The sequence below is a fragment of the Photobacterium damselae subsp. damselae genome, from assembly GCF_038086725.1.
Lineage (GTDB): Bacteria > Pseudomonadota > Gammaproteobacteria > Enterobacterales > Vibrionaceae > Photobacterium > Photobacterium damselae.
In genome coordinates this window covers 1,866,396-1,891,004 of record NZ_CP146970.1, presented here as the reverse complement: position 1 = coordinate 1,891,004, position 24,609 = coordinate 1,866,396, and the positions used below count along the sequence as shown (strand labels likewise).

Genomic DNA, 24,609 nt, shown 5'->3' with positions numbered 1-24,609 from the left:
AATTGGTGTCCAACTATTGGGGGTCAGTTCATTCGATATGCTGATTTTTTTGATCAAAGCGTTGTTTAGTTCTTAAACTGCGCTTCTTCTAATTTCATCTCTTCTGGATGCCATGCACCATCAAGATCATCAAGTTCAGGGAATTTAGTTCGGTCAAATTCCGGAATCTTACCTGCCTTAAGCTGATGTTCATAATCTTTGATTACTTTGATTGCCAGCTTAGATAGGAATACAAGAGCAATAATATTGGTCATTGCCATCAGTCCCATCGAGGCATCTGCTAGATTCCAAACAACAGGAAGAGAGGCTACAGAACCGAACATCACCATTGCTAACACACACAGACGGAAAACAAATAAGCCTTTCTTCGTATTACCGTTTAGGAACATAATGTTTGTTTCTGCGTAGGTGTAGTTTGCAATAATCGATGAGAAACAGAATAAGATAATTGCAGCAACCATAAAGTAGGTTGTCCAGCCACCAAGCTCATTAGTTAGTGCTTGCTGAAGTAGACTAATACCTGTTGCGTGGTCCGGCTGATCCATAACACCAGATAACATAATCATTGCAGCAGAAGCCGTACAGATGATGATGGTATCGGTAAATACACCAAGCATTTGAACAAAACCTTGAGATGCAGGGTGGTTTGGGTTTGGTGTTGCACTTGCTGCTACGTTTGCCGCTGAACCCATACCTGCTTCGTTAGAGAACAAGCCACGAGCAATACCACTTTGCATCGCTTGAGCAATGGTGTACGCCACGCCACCAACTGCTGCTTCTTGCCAGCCGAATGCACTTTTCACAATAAGTGCTAAAACAGCAGGAAGCTCAGAAATATTCATAGCAACGATGACAATAGCAATTAACAAGTAACCAATTGCCATTACAGGAACAATGCTGGTAGACGCTTGCGCTACTCGGCGTAGACCACCCATGATAAAGAAAGCAGAGAAGGCAACAATCACGATACCTAGTATGGTTTTATTAACACCAAAAGAGTGATTTAGAGCATCAGTAATTGTGTTTGCCTGTACGGCATTGAAAACAAGGCCAAAAGCGATGATCAAGAAGATAGAGAATAGTGTTCCCATCCAGCGTTGACCTAGACCCTTTTCCATATAATAAGCTGGGCCGCCACGATATTGACCATCAACATCTTTAACTTTGTAAACTTGGGCAAGGGTTGATTCAATAAATGCTGTTGCCATCCCAAATAGTGCAATTAACCACATCCAGAAAATAGCACCTGGACCGCCAACAGTTAAAGCAACGGCAACACCAGCCATATTACCTGTACCGACACGAGCTGCCATTGAAGTACAGAATACTTGATAAGAACTGATGCCGTTTTCTAAGTCACGGCCACTTTTTAAGACATCAATCGCATGACGGAATTGACGGATTTGGATGAAGCCTAAGCGTAAAGTGAAGTAGACACCTACTGCAACCAGTAAGTAAACAAGTAGTTGGCCCCATAGAACGCCGTTTATTACGCCAATGATTGACATTAAGCCGTCATTTAATGACGTAATCCATGTTTCGTTAGTAACACTCATAAATTTTTCCTGTAACTAGACTCATGAAGCATCTGCAAAAGAGTGAACAATGAATGTCTCTTTCCATGATTGTTCGAGTAGTCGACTCTGTATAATAGATTTTCTGGTTGCTTAAAGTATGTTCAATCTAGGTGATAAATTTCACATACGAGAAACATTGAATCGACTGTGTAACCAAATTTAGCGGATGCAAAGTAGCATGAAATCTCGAAAATCCAACTAGATCTATATCACATAATTCGAATGAATTCCATGTAATAGATTTACAGGATAAATGCCCATATAAATTATATTGTTTTATTTCAATTGCTTATGTTTTTGATTGGATATGTTAGAGTTGTCAATTGTGAACAGCGTCCAAATACTCATAAACAAATTTTTAACGTAATATTAACTAAATTATGGGGTTTTATATAAGTCTGATATTTAAAAAATAGCTCATATTTTTTAACAAATTATTCTTGCTATATGAGAATTTAAAGTAACGATAAATTATTAATGCGTTGTTTTGGTGCAAAATAGATAAAAATGAGAATAGAAGGGGAGATCCATTAACCTCAGAAAGTGCTGTTGTTATCATTATTTTATTGATAAATGTAAAAGGATTTAATCTAAGGAAGATAAATGAATTATCAAATAGTGGGAAATTAAAGAAAATTATTTAAAAGCTGTTTTTTTGAGCGTTTTTAGCAGGGGAGCCAAGACGGACTAGGTAATGTTGGGTCAAAAAAGGTCAAAAATAATATGGTAGTATGCGCAGTTTGCTCATATGCAAATACTACCATTCTCATTTAATGATAATAAGGGACTTCATGGGTAGGACTTAACTTAGATGTAGTTATTTGTGTTTTCCATTCTGCTTCATCAATATAGAAACTATGTCCGCATAAACAAGTAAAACAACCGTTATCATCAATTAGGTATTCATCATTTTGCCCACAGGTTGGGCATAAAGGCAGCTTGTTCATTATTAAGATCCTATTCTTTATTATTATATATAGTGAGGTTCAGCGCTCTATCATTGATTTAGAACGGAAAATCCATTCACGTTTAAGAAAAAACGATACAGGGTAGAGCGCCATATTACTATGCATGGTATTACATATTTTATTGAGAATGGATAGTAAAAAGAGTGAAAAAAGACAAAACTTAGACTTAGGTTATAGTTTTAAGCGAGGAGATCAGAGTCGATGCTCTGATCTCCATCATATTAGAATAACCGTTTATTTACCTGCGGCTTCAATATGAATGATTTTTTTACAGTTTCCGTAAAATGATTTGGTACGTGGCGCTTTTTCCATCTGAGATACAAGAGATGCCGTCATATCTAGAGGTTCTGGTAGATTAATACGGACCTCGTTAAGGTACTTGCCTTTAGTACACGATAGACGAATACGATTGACCGCCTCTTTACCCATTTTATCGACCAGAATTTGTTTAAACTGATCTGCTTTGATGTTGCGACCAATGTTCTCTTTGATATATTGGCCGATTTCTGAGGCATCCACCTGCTTAACAAGGTCTACTGCCGTCATAAAATACTGATCTGCACTTTGAGTTTGGCAAGTGCCGTGCTTACGCCATTCATATTCACCAAATTTGGTCTGATAGTAAAAGTTTGGCATCCACGGGGCTATTTTATTGATCGTCGAACGTGATAGATCTAACTTATTGCTATCATCACAGTAGCCATAGTTTGTACCGCAACTTTTTTTATTTGGCCACAATCCATGAAGGGTCAAGTTGGTACTTGCCAATTTGCCACTATTAATTGCATCACATTCAGGCTTTTTCCCTTTATAAGAGAAGTGTTCACAAAATCCTGGCTGCCAGGTTAGTGCTAATACATAAGAATCAAAGTTGCCTGCTGTACTACAACTTCCACTTCCTTTGTTATTATTGGGAGTAGATGGTTTTGTTGTCGGTTTGCTTTGGCCTAGGAAATTGCTTTCGCCACAGCTACTTTTAACCCAACGAGTGAGAGGTGATGAGCCTGGTACTTTAATTTGTACCCAGTCGAAAGCCTCTTTGTTAATCGCTGTTATTTCATAGCGTTGTCCAACCGATAATTGAACGTTTTGTGGATTGCTTTGCTTTCTAAATGATTGAAAAGCGTCACAGGTTTGCTTTGCGGTAAAATCACCATGAGTTGGAATTGATGCATGGCTTAAAAGGGGGGTAAGCAAAAGAGAGCTGAGCAAAGAAAATCTAGTTATTTTTTTATTAGTAATCATAGGTAATGACAGGTTAGTGATAATAGATTGATTATATCTTATCCATAAGATTAAGAGTTATCCGAACCGTAAAAAAATTGTCAAAAGACCACATATATTCAAATGATTATCTCAAACATTAGCTCTTTTACCTCCCCATAGGTATTGGATAAAAACAATAATTGTGATCTTTATAGAGAATATGATGATGTAACCTACACATTAGTTACAATTTTACGTAGATTTTTGTTCACAACAGTGAAAACACAGAGTATATTTACGATTCCTATAGAATATAACTGCACAAAACCTTGATTTGTGATTATACTATCAGTAATAGCAAGCTTGCCTTTGGTAACTTTCTATAGGATTGAGCATAGTCTCCATTCACGAGACACCTAAATACTTATTCTTTATTTAGATATAATCACAGCATAATTGTATGCTGATTATAAGAACGAATATCTTTAACCTTCTTTGGTTAGAGAGCGTTTATGATTCCAGAGGTATTTCATGGACAATTTCGCTGCAGCGGAGAAAGCGCTGAGTGCAATGTTAAAAAATGTTAGTGCGACAGGTGAAGTAAAAGAAGCTCGTACTGATTACCGCCAAATTTTAATTGATTTTGCTGATGAAGTTCCTGGTCGTCAAAAGGCCGTGATTAAGCGTATGCCACTTCAGAAGATTAACAATCTTATCTCTGTTCTTCATGAGTTTAAAGAAGAAGCTCGTCAAGCTCGAATGATTGAGATTCTGGCTTTAATGGAAAAAGATGGTGTACATCCTGAAGATTTAATCCAGACAATCTCTGCTGAAGAAGAATAATCAGCACTTGTCTGACATACTCAAGTTATCTTAAATAATATATCGATAGATATTGAATGACTTATATTAATTTATTTATATAGGTAATTTTTTGTTATCTATTAGATATAAATACGAAGTAATATGTTTAGTTCAATCATACTGATTTTACTCGATTTTATTATCTGTTGTTAAGTGACTTGAGTATAAACCCGTTTTCAGTTGGTTATTCATTAAATAAACACAAATCACAGTCGTTTATCGATTCTCTAGCCCTGCCTATACTTAATGTAACTATCTTATCTATTTCTACTGTTTGTCTGGTACTTTTTATCATAAAAATACACTTTCAAGTATTACGAGAAAGATAACCTGTGATAACCTCGTTCTTCATTTAAAAAAGTGCAAGGTTTTGTGTGATGGATTTATCGCATCCTTTTATTGAAATTAATCAGTTAAATAAAACTTATGGTTCACAATGCGCTTTGTCAAACGTGTCTTTAACATTATCCCCTGGGCGCGTCCTAGGTCTTTTAGGGCATAATGGCGCGGGTAAGTCGACATTAATTGAATGCATATTAGGTTTGAGAGCAAGTCATGAGGCGATCAAAGTTTTTGGCTTGGATCCTGTTCGTGATCATATTGGCGTGATGTCGAATCTTTCCTATTTATCTGATAGTAATAGCCTTCCTATGTGGATGACGGTAAAGCAATTAGTCAAGTATGTATCTGGTATGAACAGTCATTTTGATAAGGTGCAAGCTATGCAGTACCTTAAAGATACAGATATTGAGTTAAAAGCTAAAATCGGACGATTATCTAAAGGTATGAAGCTTCAATTGCATCTTGCTTTGGTTATGGCTATTGATGCTAAGGTGCTAATTTTGGATGAGCCTACTTTAGGACTTGATCTTATTTATCGTGAACGCTTTTATACTGATGTTTTAGATTGGTACAAGAAAGGAAATAGAAGTCTTATTATAGCAAGTCATGAAATTGATGAGATTGAACATCTATTGACGGACATTGTTATATTAAAACAGGGAAAAGTTGTGTTATCTGAATCTAGAGAAGATTTAGAGCTCCGTTTTAATGCTCTATCAACTAGCGAAGATACAAAAGATAAAGCGCTGATGCTTAACCCAATTTATAGTAAGAAAGTATTAGGTCAGTGGTCTTTTTTGTTTAAAGATCGTGATATCGCAGAATTGAGTTCGTTAGGGCATGTGGCAAAGCCAAGTTTGTCTGAAATATTTCTAGCTATTCAACAGGGTGATTAAACGATGAAACAATTTTTTACGCTGTTGAGTAAAGAGCTCATCGAGCACAAGGTTATTTTTCGAATACCTCTCTTTTTAGCATTATTTCTAGTGCTTAATTTTATTTTGATTTTATACAATAGTAACGATGTTTCTTTCAATTTTAAGATTAATGGCTGGGAGCAATTTGATAACATTCAACTATCGATGGGATTTGGTGGTGTTATTGGTAGTATTAACACTCTAATTTGTGGTTTAGTTGCTGTAATTTGTTTTTTTGCTTATATGCCAAAGACCTTATTGAAGGAGAAGCAAGAGGGCAGTTGGAATTTTTGGCGCTCGATGCCTGTTTCAAATGTGAAGACATTAGGCGCAAAACTTGTGGTTGGATTGATCGTTATTCCTGCAATTAGTGTCGTTCTTTTAGTTTTTGCTGATTTTTGTTTTATGATCGTTGCTAAGCTATTGCTTTCCGATGCTTTATTACAATCAAGTTCGATAAATCTTCATGAGATGTTCATGCATATCATGAGCTATATCAATCGTATGATTGTAGTCAGCATTGGGTTATTGCCTATTGCTTGCGTATTATTAGTGCTTTCTCAACTAACCAATCATCCCCTTATTATACTTTTTGCCGTAACGGTGATGGTGAAAGTTTTGGGGTATACAATAAATGTGCTAAGTGGTTTTAGCCAATTTGTGAGTGACTGGAATAATATTTCTGTATCCGCTTTATTTGATACAAATCCTTGGCAAGAATTAGCAATTTTTAGTTCGATTGAACTTGGCTCTGTATTAATAATTACAGTTGGCTTATTTTGTTATGCTGTAAAGTTAATGTCTACGGAATTAAATAACTGAACAATAAATAGCGTTCAGTTATTTAATATTTATAAAAAAGAGAGCAAATGCTCTCTTTTTTATGCTGTAACAACCGATTCAATATAAGCAACTTCATTCTTATATTTACGAACATTACGAGATAACGTACCTTTTGGTAGTTCAAATCGTTTTTCCGCTTCATAGCTAGAAAGGCCATCAAATATAACAGCAGCTACGGCAACACGTTGGTTTTCTGATTTAAAAATTCGTTTAGCAATCACTTCGAATTGGCTATGGTTCATGACTATACTCACTAATGCTTGGGGCTGTTCAGATTCTGTGGGCATCACCACGCGTAATGCAGTGAATTCGTTAAACCGATACAGCTCAATGATTTACTTCAGACTTAATCAACAGATCAAGTAAACTATTGCTGTGAAATAAACAATAACAAGCTTAACCTTAACGAAAGGTGAATAGATTCCTTTTGATTGTAAGAATCATGTAAAAAATTGCTTAAAAAGAATCCGAATTAATAATATTTGTAAATTTATATGAAATAGGTTTCTTTTTTAATATTGATAATCAGAAATTAAGTTTTTAATTATAAAATAACTATATTTTTATAGGAATAATTATAAAAATACCCAAATAACAATAAGTCATTTGGGTATTTTATCTTTTTAATTAATAGCGCTTAACCAATCAGTCTTAATCCGCTTGGCAATGCATCACCAAATACACGTTTTGTTTCTGCTTCGGTAAGTTCTTTAATTTCCGATACCATCTGAATCCAGCTCTCTGGTGCTCGACTTGCTTTTAGCTTATCGATCACCTGTTGTCTTAATTCATCATTAACATCTAAAGTTCGATCACCTGTCATACGAGTCATCATAACTGCGGCAAAGCCAATATAACTCTCTTTACGCCAGTCAAACTCCATCAGTTCTGGTAAACAGTAGGCAATATGTTCAGCCGATAATAAATTATGAATATGGCCATAGAATGGTGTTCTTGTCGCAATTCGACCAATAGCCCACCAGTGAGCTTGGGCATGTTGAGGCTTTTGCAAACGGCCAAATAGCCACTCAATCAACTGTAACTTATTTTGGAATGGCAAATGCTCAAGAGAAGCCGCTAAGCGCACCATTTCTTCGTAACTGCGCTCTTGTAGTTCTTTCGCCAACTTACTATCGCGCGTTGCTACTGGATTGATGTATTTCGCAATGTCATGATAGATAACCAACTGTTGCTCTTGGCTTAAACCACCAGCTACTCGACGCCAGAATGTCCACCAGTCGCACCAGGTTTGTGGGTTATCAGCAAACTGAATACCTTGTTGGTACATATTCCAGATTTGCTCCATTTTGAAGTCATCAGCAGGGTAGCCAAAGCCTGGTCGCATAGTAAAGCCAGCCAATTTAAGCCAAGTACGTTCATGTAAATCAGAGCGACGACGGCGTTTACGACTTTCTAATAGAGCAGAAGCTAATTCACGTAAACACGGTGTTTCCCATGAGTCGCGATTACCTAACATCTTCTCAAGATCGTTACGTAGTGTTTTAACCGCATTGTTGTCACTATTTTTACTGCCACCGTAGACTTTTTTGATGGCATCGACAGCATCTGTCATACGAGGCGGTAGTTCACTTTCGGCTAAGGTACTCTGACTATCTTGACGATCTAATCGTGCAAGATCCTTACGAATCGCAAATTCAACTTTCCATCGTTTATTACTATCGCTAATGCTGACACACTCTATTTGTAAGGTGCCAACCTCGGTAAGCTGACAGGCAAGGGTGACTTCTTCTCGATCCTTTTGATTAGCTGCAAGCTCTGAACGGTCGGTATCGCTATCTAAAGTGGCAATAAATGGCGGTAACGTAATAAAACTATCGCCAATAAGTTCAATTAACTCGCCAGCTTGAGCCGTATTATCATCCGTAGTTGAAACCAAATTAAAACGAACGGGTTCGCCCAGTGTTAGCGCAAATTTACGATGTTTTAACGCGACTTCAGTACCTTCTTCAATCCCTTTGGGTAACAAACAAATTCCTTGCTTATGCTCATTATTTTGACCGATAACTAAGAAGAAGGCGCGAGCTGAACCACCACCGATTTTTAGTTGAGCACCATGACGCGCTTTTGCATAAGCAACTGCGCCAAGAGCAACCGCTAGATCTGGATGGGGATTTTTTAATTCAGTAATAGCATCTTCACGCCAATTGGAAAATAGCGTTAACGTGCGTTCAGATAATAGCGGGCTATTAAATACACCACCATTGAGCAGTACCGCCATTGGAATAGCTGGCTTATTTTCAGCAATGTTAATTGGGGTTTCTGCATGCTCGTTGTATTCAGCAAAAGCATTTCGACACACAGTAGAGTGCAGCTCGATAAATTGCGCTAGATGTTTGCTGATCGCAGGATCTGCAGCATAAGGCAGGCCAAACTCAACGACCGCCGCTTGACGCTGATTAGGTTGATCATCGTAGCTTGTGAGAGGGAAAAATCCATCTAAAGCGATATCGTGCACTTCTTGTCGAGTTAGTTCTATACTCTTTGCGCCACCAATCAGACGAGAACCGCTACCAAGTAGGGTGACTTTCGCTGAGTCAGGGGCTTGGCCTGAAAGTAATTGCTCTTTTACTCGGCGCGTTTGCTGGATAAGCTTAGATAGTGCTGCTGGGCTCAGTTTTTTACTCTCACCGTGAAGACGCTGCTCTGCGACATGAGCTAGTGCTAAGTCGATGTTATCACCGCCAAGCATCAGATGATCACCAACTCCAATTCGATCTAGGGTAAGTTGTTGGTCTTTATAACCCACTTTGATCAAGCTTAAGTCAGTCGTACCACCACCTACATCGCATACCATAAGAAGGGGTAAATCTTTAAGTAATGTATCGGCGTGTTCTCGATTTTGCGCATACCAGTCGTAACAAACTGCTTGTGGTTCTTCAAGTAGTAAAACTTTAGGCAGACCTGCGAGTTTTGCAGCCTCTAATGTTAAAGTGCGAGCAGATTCATCAAACGAAGCAGGCACCGTAATGACCACTTCTTGCTCTGCTAGTGGTGCATCTTTATGATGATAATCCCAAGCTTGACGTACATGGTTTAAATAGCTGGCACTGGCAATAACAGGAGAGACTTTTTCTACATCGGATTTAGATGCGGTTGATGACCAAGGCAAAATTGCATCATTACGGTCAACATTGGGATGAGATAACCAACTTTTAGCACTAACGACTTGTCGACCTTCAACCTTTGCGCCTAATTCTCGTGCAAATTCACCAATAATAACTGATTGAATATCACCAGAGACTGGTTGTTGATTCCATGGCAGCACCAGTTCATTTTCATTCATTTCACCTTTTGCTGGGTGATAACGAAATGAGGGTAGTAAGGCTTTACGAGCGACTTCGCCAGGAGCAATTAATTGGTCAATTTCAAAAATTTTAGTAGGACTGGTTTGTAAATCATCCGTAACCGGTGAATACGCGACCACTGTATGAGTTGTCCCTAAGTCGATACCGACTAAATAGCGAGGGGAAGAAGACATTGTGACTCCAGTAGTACTGATACGGTGAAAAAGAAGCAGTTTAATGGTAGGAGAGGGTATATACCTATATGCTTATACAAACACCGTATGGGTATAAAAAGGATAATAAAACGGCGCACCGTATGATGCGCCGTAAGTCTTAATTAGCTTTCGCGAACGTCGAATTCAACTTGCCATTTTTGACCATTCTCTGTTGAGATAGCCTCAAGGCAAAGTGTTCCTAATTCGGTAACTCGTGATGCCAATTTAACTGGAACCACTTCACCTGCGCTGCGACCTTCAGTAACAGGAAGTGTCACCTGAATTTCTGGCAATTCTTCCATCTCTTCTGGTTCCCACCAATCAAGATGTGTACCTGCTGTATCTTCACGACGAACAGTAGAACCAAAGAACTTGAAGTGAACAGGTTGACCGATGATCAGACCAAACTCTTGGCTTGGTACATTAACTTCAGAGCCTTCTTCCATACCGAAAGGAGCAACACATAGTGCTTCTAATGGTGGCTCCATACCTGGGATTGCAGGCATTGCGCTTTCGATACCAACATAGTAGCTGCTTGCGATACCACCACGAATACGAACACCTTTACCACGACGAACAGAGCCGTAGTAAGACGCACCACTAGCTACGGCAAGATCCAGATCAAGACCTTGTAGACGTTTTGCTTCTTCAGAACCTGCTGTCGTTAGCCAACTGTTAATGATTGACATTAGACGATCAGCAAGTAGTGATGATTTTAGAACACCACCGTTAAATAGAATCGCTGTTGGACGAATAAAGCCATCATGTACTTGTTCGTATTTCTCAAATAACTCTTCAACAGCTTGGCTTTGGCGACTTAAGAAGCTAGCAACATGACGAGAAACAGCGGCATCTTGCGCATAAGGCAGACCCATTTGAGTTAAAGCGCCACGAGCTGTTTGCACTGGCATCTCTTCAACCGCAGTTTGTGGGAAGAAACCTTCAACCAAAGTTTGCTGTACTTCTTCTTGAGTCAATTCAGTTTGTAGCGTACCACCAAGAAGTTTAGAGCCACGGCTTGGAACAACGATTGGAACGGATTTCAATTCACTGTCATTAAGAAGGTCTTCTTTGGCATCGCGACAAGCGTGAGTAATTGCCTGAACCTGCCATGGTTGAAGTTGCTTACCTTCTTGAGCTAGCTTCATCTTTAAACGATAAGCCAGCGCTAAATCCATGTTATCACCACCCAATAGGATGTGATCGCCTACAGCTACACGGTTTAGGGTTAAGTTGCCGTCATCTTCAGTTACTGCAACTAAAGAAAGGTCAGTAGTACCACCACCGATATCCACAACTAATACGATATCACCAACGCTCACTTGGTCGCGCCAGGTTTCATCGTTATTTTTGATCCAGCTGTAAACAGCAGCTTGAGGCTCTTCAAGTAGTGTTAAATGTTTAAAACCAACATTACGAGCAGCTTCTGCAGTTAGATCGCGAGCGGCTGGGTCAAAAGATGCAGGAACAGTAATTGTTACGTCCTGATCAAAAATAGGTGTTTCTGGATGAGCATTATTCCAAGCATCTGCAAGGTGCTCTAAATAGTTCTGTGTTGCTTCTACAGGAGAAACTTTCGCTACTTCATCAGGGCTATTAAGTGGCAAAAATGCATCACGACGGTTTACGCCACCATGGCAAAGCCAACTTTTAGCGCTCGAAATCAAACGAATAGGTGTTTTGCTACCTAATGTACGAGCCATTGCGCCCACAATAGCCTTAGGTTGAGCATTCCAAGGCAGAGCTGTATCACCAGGAGCCAATTCAGACTCATGTGCTTGATACATAAATGATGGCAATTGGCTGCGTTCTTCCACATTACCAGGGTTGGTTAGCTGTGGAATTGGCATGACAGTTACAGCGGCATCTTCGTCGTTTAAATCAACGTAAGAAAGGACACAGTGTGTTGTACCTAAATCGATACCAATACTGTAACGATGTTCTTGTGTTTCTTGCATTATAATTCTACCTCAGCGGCTGCAACGATATGAGCATCATGGCCTTCTGCAAGTTTAGGAAGCTTAACTTCAGTTACCTTCCAGCCGCGGTGGATCAATGTACCATTAAATGGAGCTTCGCCTACTACATTACCTGTTAGGCGTACTTCTGAAGCGTTGAAACCTTGAGGCAATGTAATGCGAGTTTCTTCATCTTCAGAACGAACAGGAGCGAAAGTAAAGTATTCATTAATTACTTTATGTCCACCCTCATGTACAACACGAGCTGCTGCACCGATATCTGCATCACTGAAGCCTTTTAGATCTTCTTGCATGAAATCAATAAAGCGTGCTTCTTGTTGTAATAAAGACAGCAGTTGTAGAGCTGAATCTGGTGTAGAAGTTTTCAGTTTTGGTTCCACTTCAACTTCAACAATCTTCTCTACTACTTTTTCGACTTCAACGATTTTCTCAACCGGTTTTTCAACAATCTTTTCGATAATCTTCTCAACCGGTTTTTCAACCTCAACGATTTTCTCTACTTCGACTTCTTTCTCGACAATTTTTTCAACTTCTACTGGTTTGCCTTTTTTAGCAATGTACATAACCAAAAGGATTAACACTAGAGCGCCAAGACCAACATGCACCATATCAAATGTGGTTGGTATTGCCGATAAATCAACAGTCATCTTAGAAAAATCAAAAGCCATATTCGTTTACTCTTAACAGTGAAAGGTCGATTCACTATGAACAATTTGGGGAGAATACTAACATAATCATGCAGTAATACACCTAAACCAGATCGAATTTTTATCTCAAAAACCAAGAGAATCGTTATGTTAGTTTATTTTATACGCAAAAATACGCCAGTTTTATGGTAAATGCCATGATAGATATGACAAGTTAGCCTAGTACAATGACGGCTTTGTGAGTGTTTTATCGACAATAATTTTGTATGACGATTTTAACTCTCAATCAAATCTCGCAAATACAGCCAAGTTGACGGTAATCTAAAGTGACTTAGGTATAAATCTATTACATTGATGGGGTTCGCCACTTGAATTTACAAAGGTTGCGGTGTTCAATACACAAAGTTTTTATTGTGAACATTTAGGATGAAGGTAATGTCTTCTGATGTAACAGGCTCTAGCGCTAAATATAAACGCCTTGAAGCTGGATACCGTGAAAAAGCTCTGAAAATATACCCTTGGGTTTGTGGTCGTTGTTCCCGTGAGTTCGTATACTCGAATCTACGAGAGTTAACGGTTCACCATGTTGATCATGACCACACCAATAACCCTGAAGATGGCAGTAACTGGGAGTTGCTGTGTCTATTCTGTCATGACCATGAGCATGAAAAATATACAGAAGCTGATAATGGTATGGGCAGTGTTATCAAAGCTGGGGAAGATGATCACCAGGTGGCGACATTCAATCCTTTTGCTGATCTAAAAGCCATGATGGCAAAGAATAAAAAATAATTTTATACAAACTTAAGCCTCAAGCTGATATTTATCCAGCTTGAGGCTTTTATTTATCTCTTATCTAACCTAAAAAAAGCAGGTGGGATTTGCTCTGTCATGATTAGGTGCCAAGAACCTGTAGTGGTAGGCCTAATAGTGCGTCACCAGTACCCGCAAAATACCAAATAATGCTAACCAATGCGCTGACTAAGCCAACATACCAAACGGCGGAAAAAATTTGACCGTAGCGATTTAATGGCAAAAGATGGCTATGGTGTCGGTATTTCCACTCAAAACCAATCTCTAGACAACCCATAATAAGCAAGAAACCCAAAAGGGTTAGGCCAAGCTGATAACTAATAATTACCCCGGCGATGGCTGCAATAGTACAGAGAGTGATACCCACTTTACTGTTCATTGAAAAGCTGATGCTTTTGAGTATATGACCACCATCAAGAGGCAGTATTGGCAGTAAATTAAAGAGATTGAGAAGGGCATTAAAAACAGCCAGTCCTGCAAAGAACATCTCTCCTGTAAGCCAATATAAAGCGGTACAGAGTATCGACATTATTAGACCAAAAACAGGGCCCATAATAGATATCACCACATCTTGCCAGCGAGTGTTGATTTTCTCATCACTTAGAGCCAGTCCACCTAAAAATGGAATCAAATAGATGCCTTTGGTTTTCATTCCAAAGTACTTCATGGCTCGAACATGACCATATTCATGGAATACAAGACAAGCGATGAGGGCAAGTGCAAACTTGAGAGAAAACAGCCAAGAGTAGGCGGCTAAGCTAACTGATGCGAGAATCACTTTGATCAGTTTGGCACTTTTTAGCGCTTTCATACCTAAAGAAACTAAACCGATTAGGCTAAATTTACGCTCAGCTTTAGGGGCCTCAACAGGGGCTTGTTGCTCGATATCTTTTTCAGTCCGCTGTCCTTGGGCAATGACTTCTTGGTTAGCAGTGGCATTATAGTGAAGGGCAAAAGGTTGCCATGAGAGTGATATTGCTAATTCACACAGAATCGTATCTTCACCATTACTAAGTTCGAATTGGTGGTGAAGTGGGGTATTATCAGCAGAAGCGGCAATCTGAGAGACTAAAGTGTTGTCCCAAAATAGTTGTTGCCATCCAGCCATTGAGCCTTCCAAGCGTAAATCTTTGCCTAAAAAACGAATATTCAATAATTCCAATGTAATTTCCTGATTTTACTGTTAATTGTATTACAATTTAGTTGCGTTTTTATCGTTTGGCTGTGTCTATTAAGTCTAAAAGTCCATCGTATTTTTAGATGTTCAAGAAATTATTCATGAATTTGGGTGATATTTCCATGTTTTAATCATTGTCGCTTCTATCTTCATCTTATTATCACTACAATGCCGCTCTACTTTATCGAAGTGTTACGCAACGATAATATTAAAAAAATAATAGGCTTTTAGCGTTATGACAAAATACAACGCTCCATCTTTTTCTTTATCTCTTCTTCATCCTCGTTACTGGAGAACATTGTGCTTAGTCGCTGTGATGTACAGTCTCAGCTGGCTTCCGTATTTTATGCAATATCATTTGGGACGGTGGATAGGGCGTTTTGCCATTAAACTGATGCCTAAACGTCGCCAAACGATTCGTCGAAATTTAGAATTGTGTTTTCCTGATATGGATACCAATGAACGCGAAGAGTTGATCAAACAAAATATTGATAACTCGGGACTTGCTTTGTTTGAAACAGGAATGGCTTGGTTCTGGCCCGATCTAAGAGTTGAGCGCCATGTCGATATCGAAGGATTGGAATATTTAGAGCAATTAGAGCGAGATGGGAAAGGGGCTCTTATGCTGGCTGTTCACTCGATGAATCTAGAGTTAGGTGCTCGCGCATTTGGTATTCAGATGTCTGGAATGGGGGTTTATCGACCAAATAATAATCCGTGCTTTGATTACTTTCAGTATAAAGGTCGAGCGCGTTCTAACCGAAGTTTGATTGATCGTAAAAATGTTCGCTGTATGTTGGATTCACTTAACAGTGGAGCTCGGGTTTGGTATGCGCCCGATCATGATTATGGTATGAAACGCTCAGCATTCGCGCCACTGTTTGCGGTGGAGAATGCGTGTACTACAACAGGAACCAGTTTGTTAGTTGATAACAGTGATTGTGCGATTGTTCCTTTTACTATTGTTCGATTAAATCAATCTGGTCAATATAAATTAACGATTCACAAGCCTCTTATCGATCAATTTCCAAAAGAAAACCCTGTCGAAGGAGCAAAGTTTGTTAATAAAATTGTTGAGCAATCAATATTGACTGAACCGAGCCAGTATATGTGGTTGCACCGTCGATTTAAAACACGTCCAGAAAACGAAGCTTCTTTGTATCTATAATTCTTGTATCTATAAATTGAAGTCCAAGCAAGAAAGTATGGCTTGCTTGGACCTTCTTCCCCTATATTCTCTCCACCTCTAGCCTCTTACGGCCATTTGGTATAATTCTTAATGGTTGCTGTATAAACAAACGCTAATATTGAACATCACTTGCAAGATCATGCTTTCTCACCATAAAATAAAAGATTCAATTATGTTACTGATGTAACAGAGTAATAATGATGGAATTTTTTGCAGATTATGAGCAAATTTACAGCCCCTACATTTCGTAAAGCTTTTTTACATCCTAAATATTGGCCGACATTATTTTTAGTCGGACTTATGTACCTTATCAGTTGGCTCCCGTACTTTATTCAATTTCGTATGGGTCAAGGCATCGGCCGTTTAGCCATGCATTTTATGAAAAAGCGTCGCCATACTATTGAGCGAAATCTAGAGCTGTGTTTTCCTGAAATGTCTGAGCAAGAGCGTGCACAGTTAATTCAAGAAAACATTGATAATACTGGTTTAGCATTGTTTGAGACCGGAATGGCTTGGTTTTGGCCTGATTTACGTGTTGAGCGCCATGTGCAAATTGAAGGATTAGAGCATATCCATAAACTGCAAGCAGAAGGACGAGGCGTTTTACTGATTGCAATCCATTCAATGAACCTTGAATTGGGTGCTCGTGCATTTGGTATGAAGACTCCTGGTGTTGGCGTTTATCGACCTAATAACAATCCATGTTTTGATTATTTCCAGTTTGAAGGCCGTATACGTTCAAATAAATATATGATTGATCGTAAAGATGTTAAGGGTATGCTCAAGGCGCTCGCCCATGGAGAGTTGATGTGGTACGCCCCAGATCATGATTATGGTCGTCGTCGTTCAACTTTTGCACCTTTATTTGCGGTCGAAAAGGCGTGTACAACAACAGGTACGAGTTTACTTGCTGATGCCTCTCATTGCGCGGTTGTTCCGTTTGCGATGATTCGTAATACCGACAGTGGACAATATACTTTGAAGATCTTCCCTGAATTAAGCGAATTTCCACATAACGATCCCGATACAGCCGCTGCTTATATAAATAAGGCGATTGAGCGCTCTATTATGGAAGCGCCAAGTCAATATATGTGGCTACATCGCCGTTTTAAAACACGTCCAGAAGGTGAAGAATCTCTGTACTGATTTACAGATGTAGAATTCTGAGCACTAAACCCAGAGTAGCGAAAATACTCTGGGTTTTTTATTATGAGTCTTCTTTCGCATTTCTTTTGTTTTTCCCTCGATATACAAAGTTGATTTAGATTCAATAGCAAAATGATTTGTTTTGATTTGGATATGACTTTGTTTTTCTCATTTCGTTATTTTTGTCGCTTACTTCTTATTGCTGTGCTTTGGTTATGCAGTACCAGTTCATTTGCTTGTATTGAGCGACAAATCAAAAACGTGTCTTTGTATGAGCCAAGCTGTGAGTTCTCGGTTAACCGTAAAGAGAGCATCAACAATAAAGCTTATGTTCAGTTTCAATATCAAAAGAAGAACTTGATGAAAACAATGCAAGTGATGCAATCATTAACGTCATCTCTGCCTTACGCAATATCGATTCACAGTTATCAAAATGGTTTTCGTAGTATGGTTGGTCCTGTAGAGCAAAAGGATATTGCAAAAGTTAAGCGCGCATTAGCTCAAAAAGGATATCGAGAGACACTAGTTAAATATTTAGCATCAAATTCTGATAGTGACTCTATTTCACAATCTCAAGCTGCGGCCCTTATTGCTCAATCCAGATCTCAAGCTCATCAAACTAGTAAAAAGATTGCGCAGCAGTATGTTGGTTATCGGATTGGTAAAGTTGGCACTAATGATTTGATCGTGCCAGTTAAGAAAGAGAGTAATGAGGCGATGTCTAATCGAGTTGGGCGTTTTGCCTATCAAGATGCTAAAGCCATTTGTCAGGGGATTCAGGGGCAAGCGAGTATAGCGACAGTGGATGAATATGCTGCAGTTCTTTCTTCAACAGAAGCGCTTAATAAGGTTGGTTTATCGGTACCATTTTGGCTAACGTCAGATGCTGTTATAACGCGCTCTTCAAAAGGATTAGAAAGACGGGCTGCATCGCCAAACATTCAGTATAACGTGCTCTGTTCATTATAAAGAAAAAGGCCGCAGAATAATCAACGGCCTTCATTTTGTTTCTCAGCGAATCATTTGAGTTGAAATGATTACATCGCTAATGAGTAGAAGATTGCAGAGATTGAGATTAGACCAATCACTGTAACAAATACGTTACTTAGCTTACCTGCATACTTGTGCATTGCTGGCACTTTCTTAATGGCATACATAGGCATGATAAACAGTAGCATCGCAATTACAGGACCACCAAGGCTCTCAATCATACCAAGAATACTTGGGTTGATTGTTGCTACGGCCCAAGTTGTTACTAGCATAAATACTGCGGTAAATGTATTTAGAGCTTTAGGGCTAATAGTTTTACCACGGCTACGCGCTGCTTTTGTAACAATACCATTTAGACCTTCACCTGCACCTAAATAGTGGCCAAGGAAAGATTTAGTGATTGCAATGATTGCAACAATTGGTGCTGCGTATGCAATAACAGGGGTATCAAAGTGGTTTGCTAAATAGGTCAGAATAGATACGTTCTGAGCTTTTGCTTCTGCTAGATCTGCTGGAGATAGGCTTAGTACACAGCTGAATACGAAGAACATTACAGTTACAACCATCATAACGTGTGCACGGCCTAGAATACGTGAACACTGAACTTCAGCATCTTTGCCATATTCTTTCTGTTTTGCCACTGCAAAAGATGAGATCACAGGAGAGTGGTTAAAAGAGAACACCATTACTGGAAGAATTAACCATACAGCCATAAAGATAGAGCTGATGCTGTCGCCTGCAGGGATTACTTGATCGAAAATTGCACCATTCCAGTAAGGAACTAGGTAAAGAGCCAGCATGATAAGAACCGCAACGAATGGGAATACAAGGATACTCATCGCTTTCACAATCAATTGCTCACCTAGACGTACAATCGCCATTAAACCTAAGATCAATACAAGAGCTAGGATAGGACGAGCTGGTGGAGTCATATGCAATTGGTGCTGCATAAAGCTCTCTACAGTGTTGGTTAATGCCACACTGTAAACTAATAGAATAGGGTAGATTGCGAAGAAGTACAGAATGGTAATCAATTGACCCATTTTAGCGCCAAAGTGTTCTTCAACTACTTCAGTAATATCTGCACCAGGGTTAGAGCTAGACAGTACAAAGCGAGTCATACCACGGTGTGCAAAGTACGTCATTGGCAGAGCTAGAAGTGCCATTACGATAAGAGGGATCAGACCACCCACACCAGCGTTAATTGGTAGGAATAGTGTGCCTGCACCTACAGCTGTACCGTATAGACCAAGTACCCAAACGGTATCGCTTTTGCTCCAGCCTAATTTTTTGCTGTTTGATGATGTATTCTGTGTCGTATTGTTTGCGGTGTCCATACTGGACATCTCCTTTATAGGTATTGTGTGGTATCAAATAGGCTATGTTGACGGCCTGTGATATCAAAGTGCCTCTAAAGGGTTCAATCCTTGTATCGTATTCACGATAAAAAGAGCAACAGACGAGATTTGATTTTAAATGGTATTGGTTTTGCAATTTAGGACGTAAATTGTATGACCAATAAAAGTGACGGTTCCGGTGTCATTGGTTAGCATTTCCTTGCTGGCATCAAATTGTTCGTTAATGTCTGCGAATCGCTCTAATCAATAACCTTATTAAAAATAATGAAACCCTTGTAGAAAGGTGGCGCAGTATAGGGGAAAGTATACGGTACAACTATTGATTTATGGCATTTAAGGTTTCGTTTGCGTAAAGATCATGCATATGTGGCAAACAACTTGATGAGAAGAAATAAGAGAGTCAATCTGATGTAATTAGAGTGTTAATTGTCACTAAGAAAAGTGTGATCTAGATCGAGTGAGAGGTATTCTAATATTTTTTTAATTTTACTAAAAAATGTTTATACGTCAAATTATTTTAAAAAAAAGAGAGTAAATTTACTCTCTTTTTTGAATTTAATATATTTTACAGCCTGATATTAGTCACGGAAATTATCAAACTGGAATGGTTGACCTAGGTCTTGTTCACGAACCAAAGCCATAGTTGCTTGTAGATCATCACGCTTCTTACCTGTCACGCGAAGCTTATCACCTTGGATTGAAACTTGAACTTTGATTTTTGAGTCTTTAACTGCTTTAACTAATTTTTTCGCGGTGGCTTGATCAATACCTTGTTTAAATTCGATATCTTGAGACGCAGTTTTTCCCGAGAAGTTAACAGTTTTACGCTCTAGAGAGTTTGCATCAACGCCACGTTTTGCTAGGTTGTTTCGCAAAATAGCTACGATTTGATCGATTTGGAATTCAGACTCAGATTTGATCTTCACTGTCTCTTTGTTCAGTTCGATGCTTGATTCTACGCCACGAAAATCAAAACGAGTGTCAAGTTCACGAATTGAGTTGTCTACTGCATTTTTGATTTCAACGTTATCGACTTCAGAAATGATGTCAAAAGATGGCATGTGTCTGGCCTCTATTTATTATGAAAGGTTATTTATACTTTAGATATTATACTCAAGTGACTTCAAGATGCTAGGTTCAGTAAAGTGTTATCACATAAGTGACTTTAAATGATAAAAGTGAGTATAAGAAAGATTTGCGGATTAGAAAGAGATTCAGAATGATCTTAGATATTTTGCAAGTGGATATGTTTAAATAGAAGAAGATAAATAAAAAGGAGCGAATGATATCGCCCCTAGTGTATTAGAATAATCAGTTTAAGCTTTAGTTTTGTGTCGCTTTAACTGCATCTGCTAGCATCTCAATCATGGTTGCAGTATCGTCCCAACCTAGACATGGGTCTGTAATCGAGCAACCGTATTGCAGATCATTTTCTTTGCCAGCTATTACAGCTTGGTTACCTTCAACAATAAAGCTCTCTGCCATAATACCAGCAATAGCACGGCTACCTGATTGTATTTGTTGGCAGATATCTGCAGCGACATCAAGTTGACGTTTATGCTGTTTTTGACAATTACCATGACTAAAGTCGATAACCAAGCGCTGCGGTAAGTCAAATTGAGCCAGAGTTTGACAAGATAGCGTTACATCATGCTCGCCATAGTTTGGCGCTTTACCACCACGAAGAATGATATGGCCATATGGATTACCAGAAGTACGGTAAATGGTCATTTGTCCATGCTTGTCTGGTGAGCAAAAAACATGTGGTGCACGAGTTGCGCGAATAGCATCAATGGCGATTTGAATATTACCATCGGTTCCATTTTTGAAACCAACAGGACAAGAAAGTCCAGAAGCCATTTCTCGATGGATCTGAGACTCTGTTGTACGAGCACCAATGGCACCCCAAGTAATCAAATCTGCTAAGTATTGACCGGTAACCATATCAAGGAATTCGGTTGCAGTTGGCATACCAAGCGCATTGACATCAACAAGCAGTTTGCGAGCTTTATGAAGTCCGGCTACCAAATCCAAACTGCCATCAAGGTGGGGATCGGAAACTAAACCTTTCCAGCCAACAACAGTTCGTGGTTTTTCAAAGTAAGTACGCATAACAATAAAAAGTTGATCACGGTACTTTTCTTGTAACGCATGTAAGCGTTTAGCATAATCAATCGCAGCCTCTGGATCATGAATTGAACAAGGTCCAACAATCACCAGTAAGCGAGAATCTTGGCCAGATAAAATGGCTTCTACTTGCTGTCGAGAGCGTGCAACATGCAGGGCTATCTCATCAGTTGTAGGGGAAGCAGCTTCGATTTCAGCAGGAGTTGGCATCACTCCAAGACTAACGGTGCGAAGTTCATCTGTTTTCATTGGCATATTATGTTTGCCTATTATCTAGTTTTGACGCGTGTAAGATAGCCCAAAACATCATGAGAATAAACCAAACTTGTGATATGTATTGGGTTTTTGTTTGAAAATAACTGAACTATAACGATTTATAGGCGAAAAGTTATCAATTATTGTTCAGGGCTATAAATGCGAGTTTGTTCCGAATGGATAAATGTAAGGATAGCTGATGAAAAATAAAGCAAATTGTGATTTACTAAAATCCAGTTAAGCATAATGCGATAGTTAGGATTTCGCATTTTTACAAGGTAGTTATGCATAATGATTAATCATAATAAAAATTTCGCACCAGCACATTTTTGTCCCGTTCATCGTTCCGAGGAAAAAAAGCCAGCTGATCCTATTTTGTTTTTCTTTGATGATATTTATCTGAAACTTGGGATTCACCCGTTAGCTCTAGTAGAACCTAATCGTTTAACTCATGATGAATATGAAGCGTTAACGGTTAATTACGATTACGAAAATGCCGCAGAATGGTGGTTAGAATGTGTCCAGAAGAGGCTAGTTGAGTTATCGGATAACGGACAAGTGGCTATACATATTTGTTTTTCTTATGCTGACCTGCACTGTTACTCAGATCTTATCGGAGCTCAATTACAACCCGAAGAGTTAAACCCTTATCTTGGTATGAGAGGGGTCTCCCGCTTCGTATCTCAGTCTTATAAATCTGTGTTTGAACTTGAATGTGAAGCGATCAAACGTTTTATGATCTCAACCTCAAACAGCCTTAATGTGTATATTCCATATATTCGAACCAGCAGCGAGTCTGCAACTGCCATTGATATTCTTGCTGAACAAGGTTTATATCGAGGGGTTAACGGATTAAAGGTTCATTTGCTGGCTTCTCTTCCTGCCAATTTGCTTTGTGCTGATAAACTGCTGCACTATTTTGATGGCTACGTGGTTGATATTAAGTCCTTATATCAACTGACACTTGGTTTTGATGCCTCTAATAAACAATTGCACTATAGCTTTGATGGCCGTAATGAAGCTTTACATGAATTATTAGAATCGGTTCGAAGTCAAACCGATAAGGTTAATAAACCGTGTGCGATTTTCTTCCGCGGGTTAGACGAATATCCGCAATTTTCCCGGTGGTTGCTAGAAAATAATATTGAGAATATCTGGACTTAAATCGGTCTATTGTTTTTTTTTAGGTTAACGACTTCTCATCTGGGTACTTTTCATCTAGGTATAGAGTAGAAGTCGTTTTCATGGCTTATTACCGTCGCAATAACTTTCTGGGTACAACCTCAACCCCAGCTTGATATCGTTTGGCCGATGCATTCAGCGCTAACTCTAAGGCTGTTTCTGCAATAACCTCAAATTGCTGAGACAATGATTGTACTTTTATCGGTAAAAAATCTAGCAAACGATTATCACCGAATGTCGCCAACTTAACGTGTTTAAAATGTTCAGGGTAGAGTAGTAAACAATCCAGTACCCCTTCAAAGAGTGTGTATGAAGTTGCTAAAATCACCTCAGGAACTGTATCTGTATTTACCCAATTTGTGACCAGTTTTTTCCCTTCTGTACGGCTAAATTGTTTACCATAAGCCAGTGTTATTGTGGCATCAGAGTATAACTGAGCGGCAGAGATAAAGCCTTGTTCACGTTCTTTTGATACTCCGAGCTCCTTCATTGCACCAATCAATCCCACCGTTTTTATGCTTTTATCCATAACAGCTTTTGTGAGTTCATAAGCACCCATTAAATCTTCACTGATAACTGACGCAAAATGCTCATCGGTTAAAGGACGGTCAATGGCAATAATGGGAACATTTTTCTGCTGTAGCTGTTGATAAAAAGGTGTATCGGGCGGTAGAACAGTTGCCACAATTAAAGCATCAATACGGCGGCTAATGAGATTTTCTGCCACTTTCATCTCGGTTTCGCCATCATCATCTGAGCATGCAATAATTAATTGATAGCCTGCTCGTCGTGCATCACGCTCAAGCAATTTAGCGATTTTAGCGTAACTGGTGTTTTCCAGATCGGGAATGATTAAGCCAAAAGATCGACTGGATCCAGCACGTAACGAAGAGGCGGCATGATCTGGACGAAAATTATGCTCATCAACAACGGCCATCACTTTTTGCTGTGTTTTTTCGCTAATGCGATATTTCTGGGCTTTGCCATTGATAACATAGCTAGCCGTTGTGCGTGAAACACCAGCCAGTTTTGCAATTTCATCTAAAGTCATATCTACCTTTATTTAATACGTCTTTATCATCCATATAACCGAATGAGATTGGTTATGGATAAGCTAATACTAAAATAACGTTATTTGAATACAGCGGTAATGTGCAGTCTTTGCACCTAAAAACTACGTTAGGATAGCGCTAATCGGGTATATGTAATCGAATTCTTACTGTATAGATACCTTAAACACATCATCTAACACTTCTTTTTGTGCTTACTGTGCGCAGGATCATAATTTATTTATTCGGCTTTAAAGAATATTTGCAATCATAGCTGAAACCATTCAGCATGTCAGCTGAAAGGTTTCAGCAGAGTATCAATACGAAAATGAAATCTATATTTTGTACTTTATGAGATGTAGTTTTTATTAATCGTATTAAGGTTATGACTATCTATTTGATTTTTTGCCGAAACTTTTTATTGAACTAAAAGCTGAAACGATTCAGCGTATTTTACAAT

Annotated in this window: 19 protein-coding genes and 1 pseudogene; 8 read left to right on the top strand and 12 right to left on the bottom strand. The window is 38.9% G+C overall.

Features of this window, described 5'->3' with window-relative positions:
* Positions 1-65 precede the first annotated feature (65 nt).
* From WAX86_RS08505 to WAX86_RS08495, 3 genes are all read right to left on the bottom strand, one after another.
* Positions 66-1,556 carry a sodium:alanine symporter family protein gene (locus tag WAX86_RS08505; protein ID WP_065170420.1) on the bottom strand — a complete coding sequence of 497 codons (1,491 nt, stop codon included), beginning with the start codon at positions 1,554-1,556 and terminating at the stop codon, positions 66-68.
* A 791-nt stretch (positions 1,557-2,347) separates the two neighbouring features.
* Positions 2,348-2,524, bottom strand: coding sequence for a hypothetical protein (locus tag WAX86_RS08500; protein WP_153274592.1), 177 nt, complete (start codon positions 2,522-2,524; stop codon positions 2,348-2,350).
* A gap of 255 nt (positions 2,525-2,779) precedes the next feature.
* Positions 2,780-3,757, bottom strand: coding sequence for a ribonuclease (locus WAX86_RS08495; protein WP_341488633.1), 978 nt, complete (start codon positions 3,755-3,757; stop codon positions 2,780-2,782).
* Positions 3,758-4,282: 525 nt separating this feature from the next.
* On the opposite strand from WAX86_RS08495, the gene WAX86_RS08490 reads away from it, so the two are divergent.
* From WAX86_RS08490 to WAX86_RS08480, 3 genes are all read left to right on the top strand, one after another.
* The gene (locus WAX86_RS08490) at positions 4,283-4,594 is read left to right on the top strand and encodes a hypothetical protein (RefSeq protein WP_065170422.1); all 312 of its coding nucleotides are present in this window, start codon (positions 4,283-4,285) and stop codon (positions 4,592-4,594) included.
* A 398-nt stretch (positions 4,595-4,992) separates the two neighbouring features.
* Positions 4,993-5,853, top strand: coding sequence for an ABC transporter ATP-binding protein (locus WAX86_RS08485; RefSeq protein WP_065170423.1), 861 nt, complete (start codon positions 4,993-4,995; stop codon positions 5,851-5,853).
* Positions 5,854-5,856: 3 nt separating this feature from the next.
* Positions 5,857-6,696 carry an ABC transporter gene (locus WAX86_RS08480; protein WP_341488632.1) on the top strand — a complete coding sequence of 280 codons (840 nt, stop codon included), beginning with the start codon at positions 5,857-5,859 and terminating at the stop codon, positions 6,694-6,696.
* Positions 6,697-6,755: 59 nt separating this feature from the next.
* Here WAX86_RS08480 and WAX86_RS08475 read toward each other — a convergent pair whose 3' ends face one another.
* The 4 genes and pseudogenes from WAX86_RS08475 to WAX86_RS08460 form a co-directional block, all read right to left on the bottom strand.
* Positions 6,756-6,959 carry a hypothetical protein gene (locus tag WAX86_RS08475; protein ID WP_005298950.1) on the bottom strand — a complete coding sequence of 68 codons (204 nt, stop codon included), beginning with the start codon at positions 6,957-6,959 and terminating at the stop codon, positions 6,756-6,758.
* A gap of 395 nt (positions 6,960-7,354) precedes the next feature.
* Positions 7,355-10,216 (bottom strand): Hsp70 family protein, encoded by a 2,862-nt coding sequence (locus tag WAX86_RS08470; RefSeq protein ID WP_341488631.1) that lies wholly within the window; start codon positions 10,214-10,216, stop codon positions 7,355-7,357.
* 143 nt (positions 10,217-10,359) lie between these two features.
* A pseudogene (locus WAX86_RS08465) lies at positions 10,360-12,168 on the bottom strand (Hsp70 family protein); the annotation flags it as partial.
* A 26-nt stretch (positions 12,169-12,194) separates the two neighbouring features.
* A complete protein-coding gene (locus WAX86_RS08460; RefSeq protein ID WP_036764953.1) occupies positions 12,195-12,863 on the bottom strand; it encodes a DUF2760 domain-containing protein in 669 nt (222 codons plus the stop codon).
* Between the two features lie 435 nt (positions 12,864-13,298).
* Here WAX86_RS08460 and WAX86_RS08455 point away from each other — a divergent pair, with 435 nt between their 5' ends.
* A complete protein-coding gene (locus WAX86_RS08455; RefSeq protein WP_341488630.1) occupies positions 13,299-13,655 on the top strand; it encodes a YajD family HNH nuclease in 357 nt (118 codons plus the stop codon).
* Between the two features lie 103 nt (positions 13,656-13,758).
* Here WAX86_RS08455 and WAX86_RS08450 read toward each other — a convergent pair whose 3' ends face one another.
* Positions 13,759-14,838, bottom strand: coding sequence for a site-2 protease family protein (locus WAX86_RS08450; RefSeq protein ID WP_341488629.1), 1,080 nt, complete (start codon positions 14,836-14,838; stop codon positions 13,759-13,761).
* A 250-nt stretch (positions 14,839-15,088) separates the two neighbouring features.
* On the opposite strand from WAX86_RS08450, the gene lpxL (WAX86_RS08445) reads away from it, so the two are divergent.
* From lpxL (WAX86_RS08445) to WAX86_RS08435, 3 genes are all read left to right on the top strand, one after another.
* Entirely contained in the window at positions 15,089-16,021 is a 933-nt protein-coding gene (gene lpxL / locus WAX86_RS08445; protein ID WP_341488628.1) for an LpxL/LpxP family Kdo(2)-lipid IV(A) lauroyl/palmitoleoyl acyltransferase, read from the top strand.
* 240 nt (positions 16,022-16,261) lie between these two features.
* On the top strand, positions 16,262-17,188 hold the full coding sequence (gene lpxL / locus WAX86_RS08440; RefSeq protein WP_341488627.1) for an LpxL/LpxP family Kdo(2)-lipid IV(A) lauroyl/palmitoleoyl acyltransferase: 927 nt from the start codon (positions 16,262-16,264) through the stop codon (positions 17,186-17,188).
* A gap of 153 nt (positions 17,189-17,341) precedes the next feature.
* Entirely contained in the window at positions 17,342-18,157 is an 816-nt protein-coding gene (locus WAX86_RS08435) for a hypothetical protein (protein ID WP_138222017.1), read from the top strand.
* 68 nt (positions 18,158-18,225) lie between these two features.
* Here the strand turns inward: WAX86_RS08435 and WAX86_RS08430 are convergent, their stop codons facing one another.
* From WAX86_RS08430 to WAX86_RS08420, 3 genes are all read right to left on the bottom strand, one after another.
* Entirely contained in the window at positions 18,226-19,515 is a 1,290-nt protein-coding gene (locus WAX86_RS08430) for an HAAAP family serine/threonine permease (protein ID WP_065170431.1), read from the bottom strand.
* Between the two features lie 599 nt (positions 19,516-20,114).
* Positions 20,115-20,597, bottom strand: coding sequence for a YajQ family cyclic di-GMP-binding protein (locus WAX86_RS08425; RefSeq protein ID WP_005298964.1), 483 nt, complete (start codon positions 20,595-20,597; stop codon positions 20,115-20,117).
* 262 nt (positions 20,598-20,859) lie between these two features.
* Positions 20,860-21,918 carry a 3-deoxy-7-phosphoheptulonate synthase gene (locus tag WAX86_RS08420; protein ID WP_065170432.1) on the bottom strand — a complete coding sequence of 353 codons (1,059 nt, stop codon included), beginning with the start codon at positions 21,916-21,918 and terminating at the stop codon, positions 20,860-20,862.
* 291 nt (positions 21,919-22,209) lie between these two features.
* Between WAX86_RS08420 and WAX86_RS08415 the strand changes: the two genes are divergently transcribed.
* Positions 22,210-23,082 carry a putative PEP-binding protein gene (locus WAX86_RS08415; protein WP_065170433.1) on the top strand — a complete coding sequence of 291 codons (873 nt, stop codon included), beginning with the start codon at positions 22,210-22,212 and terminating at the stop codon, positions 23,080-23,082.
* Between the two features lie 88 nt (positions 23,083-23,170).
* On the opposite strand, the gene cra is transcribed toward WAX86_RS08415, so the two are convergent.
* Positions 23,171-24,151 carry a catabolite repressor/activator gene (gene cra / locus WAX86_RS08410; RefSeq protein WP_341488626.1) on the bottom strand — a complete coding sequence of 327 codons (981 nt, stop codon included), beginning with the start codon at positions 24,149-24,151 and terminating at the stop codon, positions 23,171-23,173.
* Positions 24,152-24,609 lie beyond the last annotated feature (458 nt).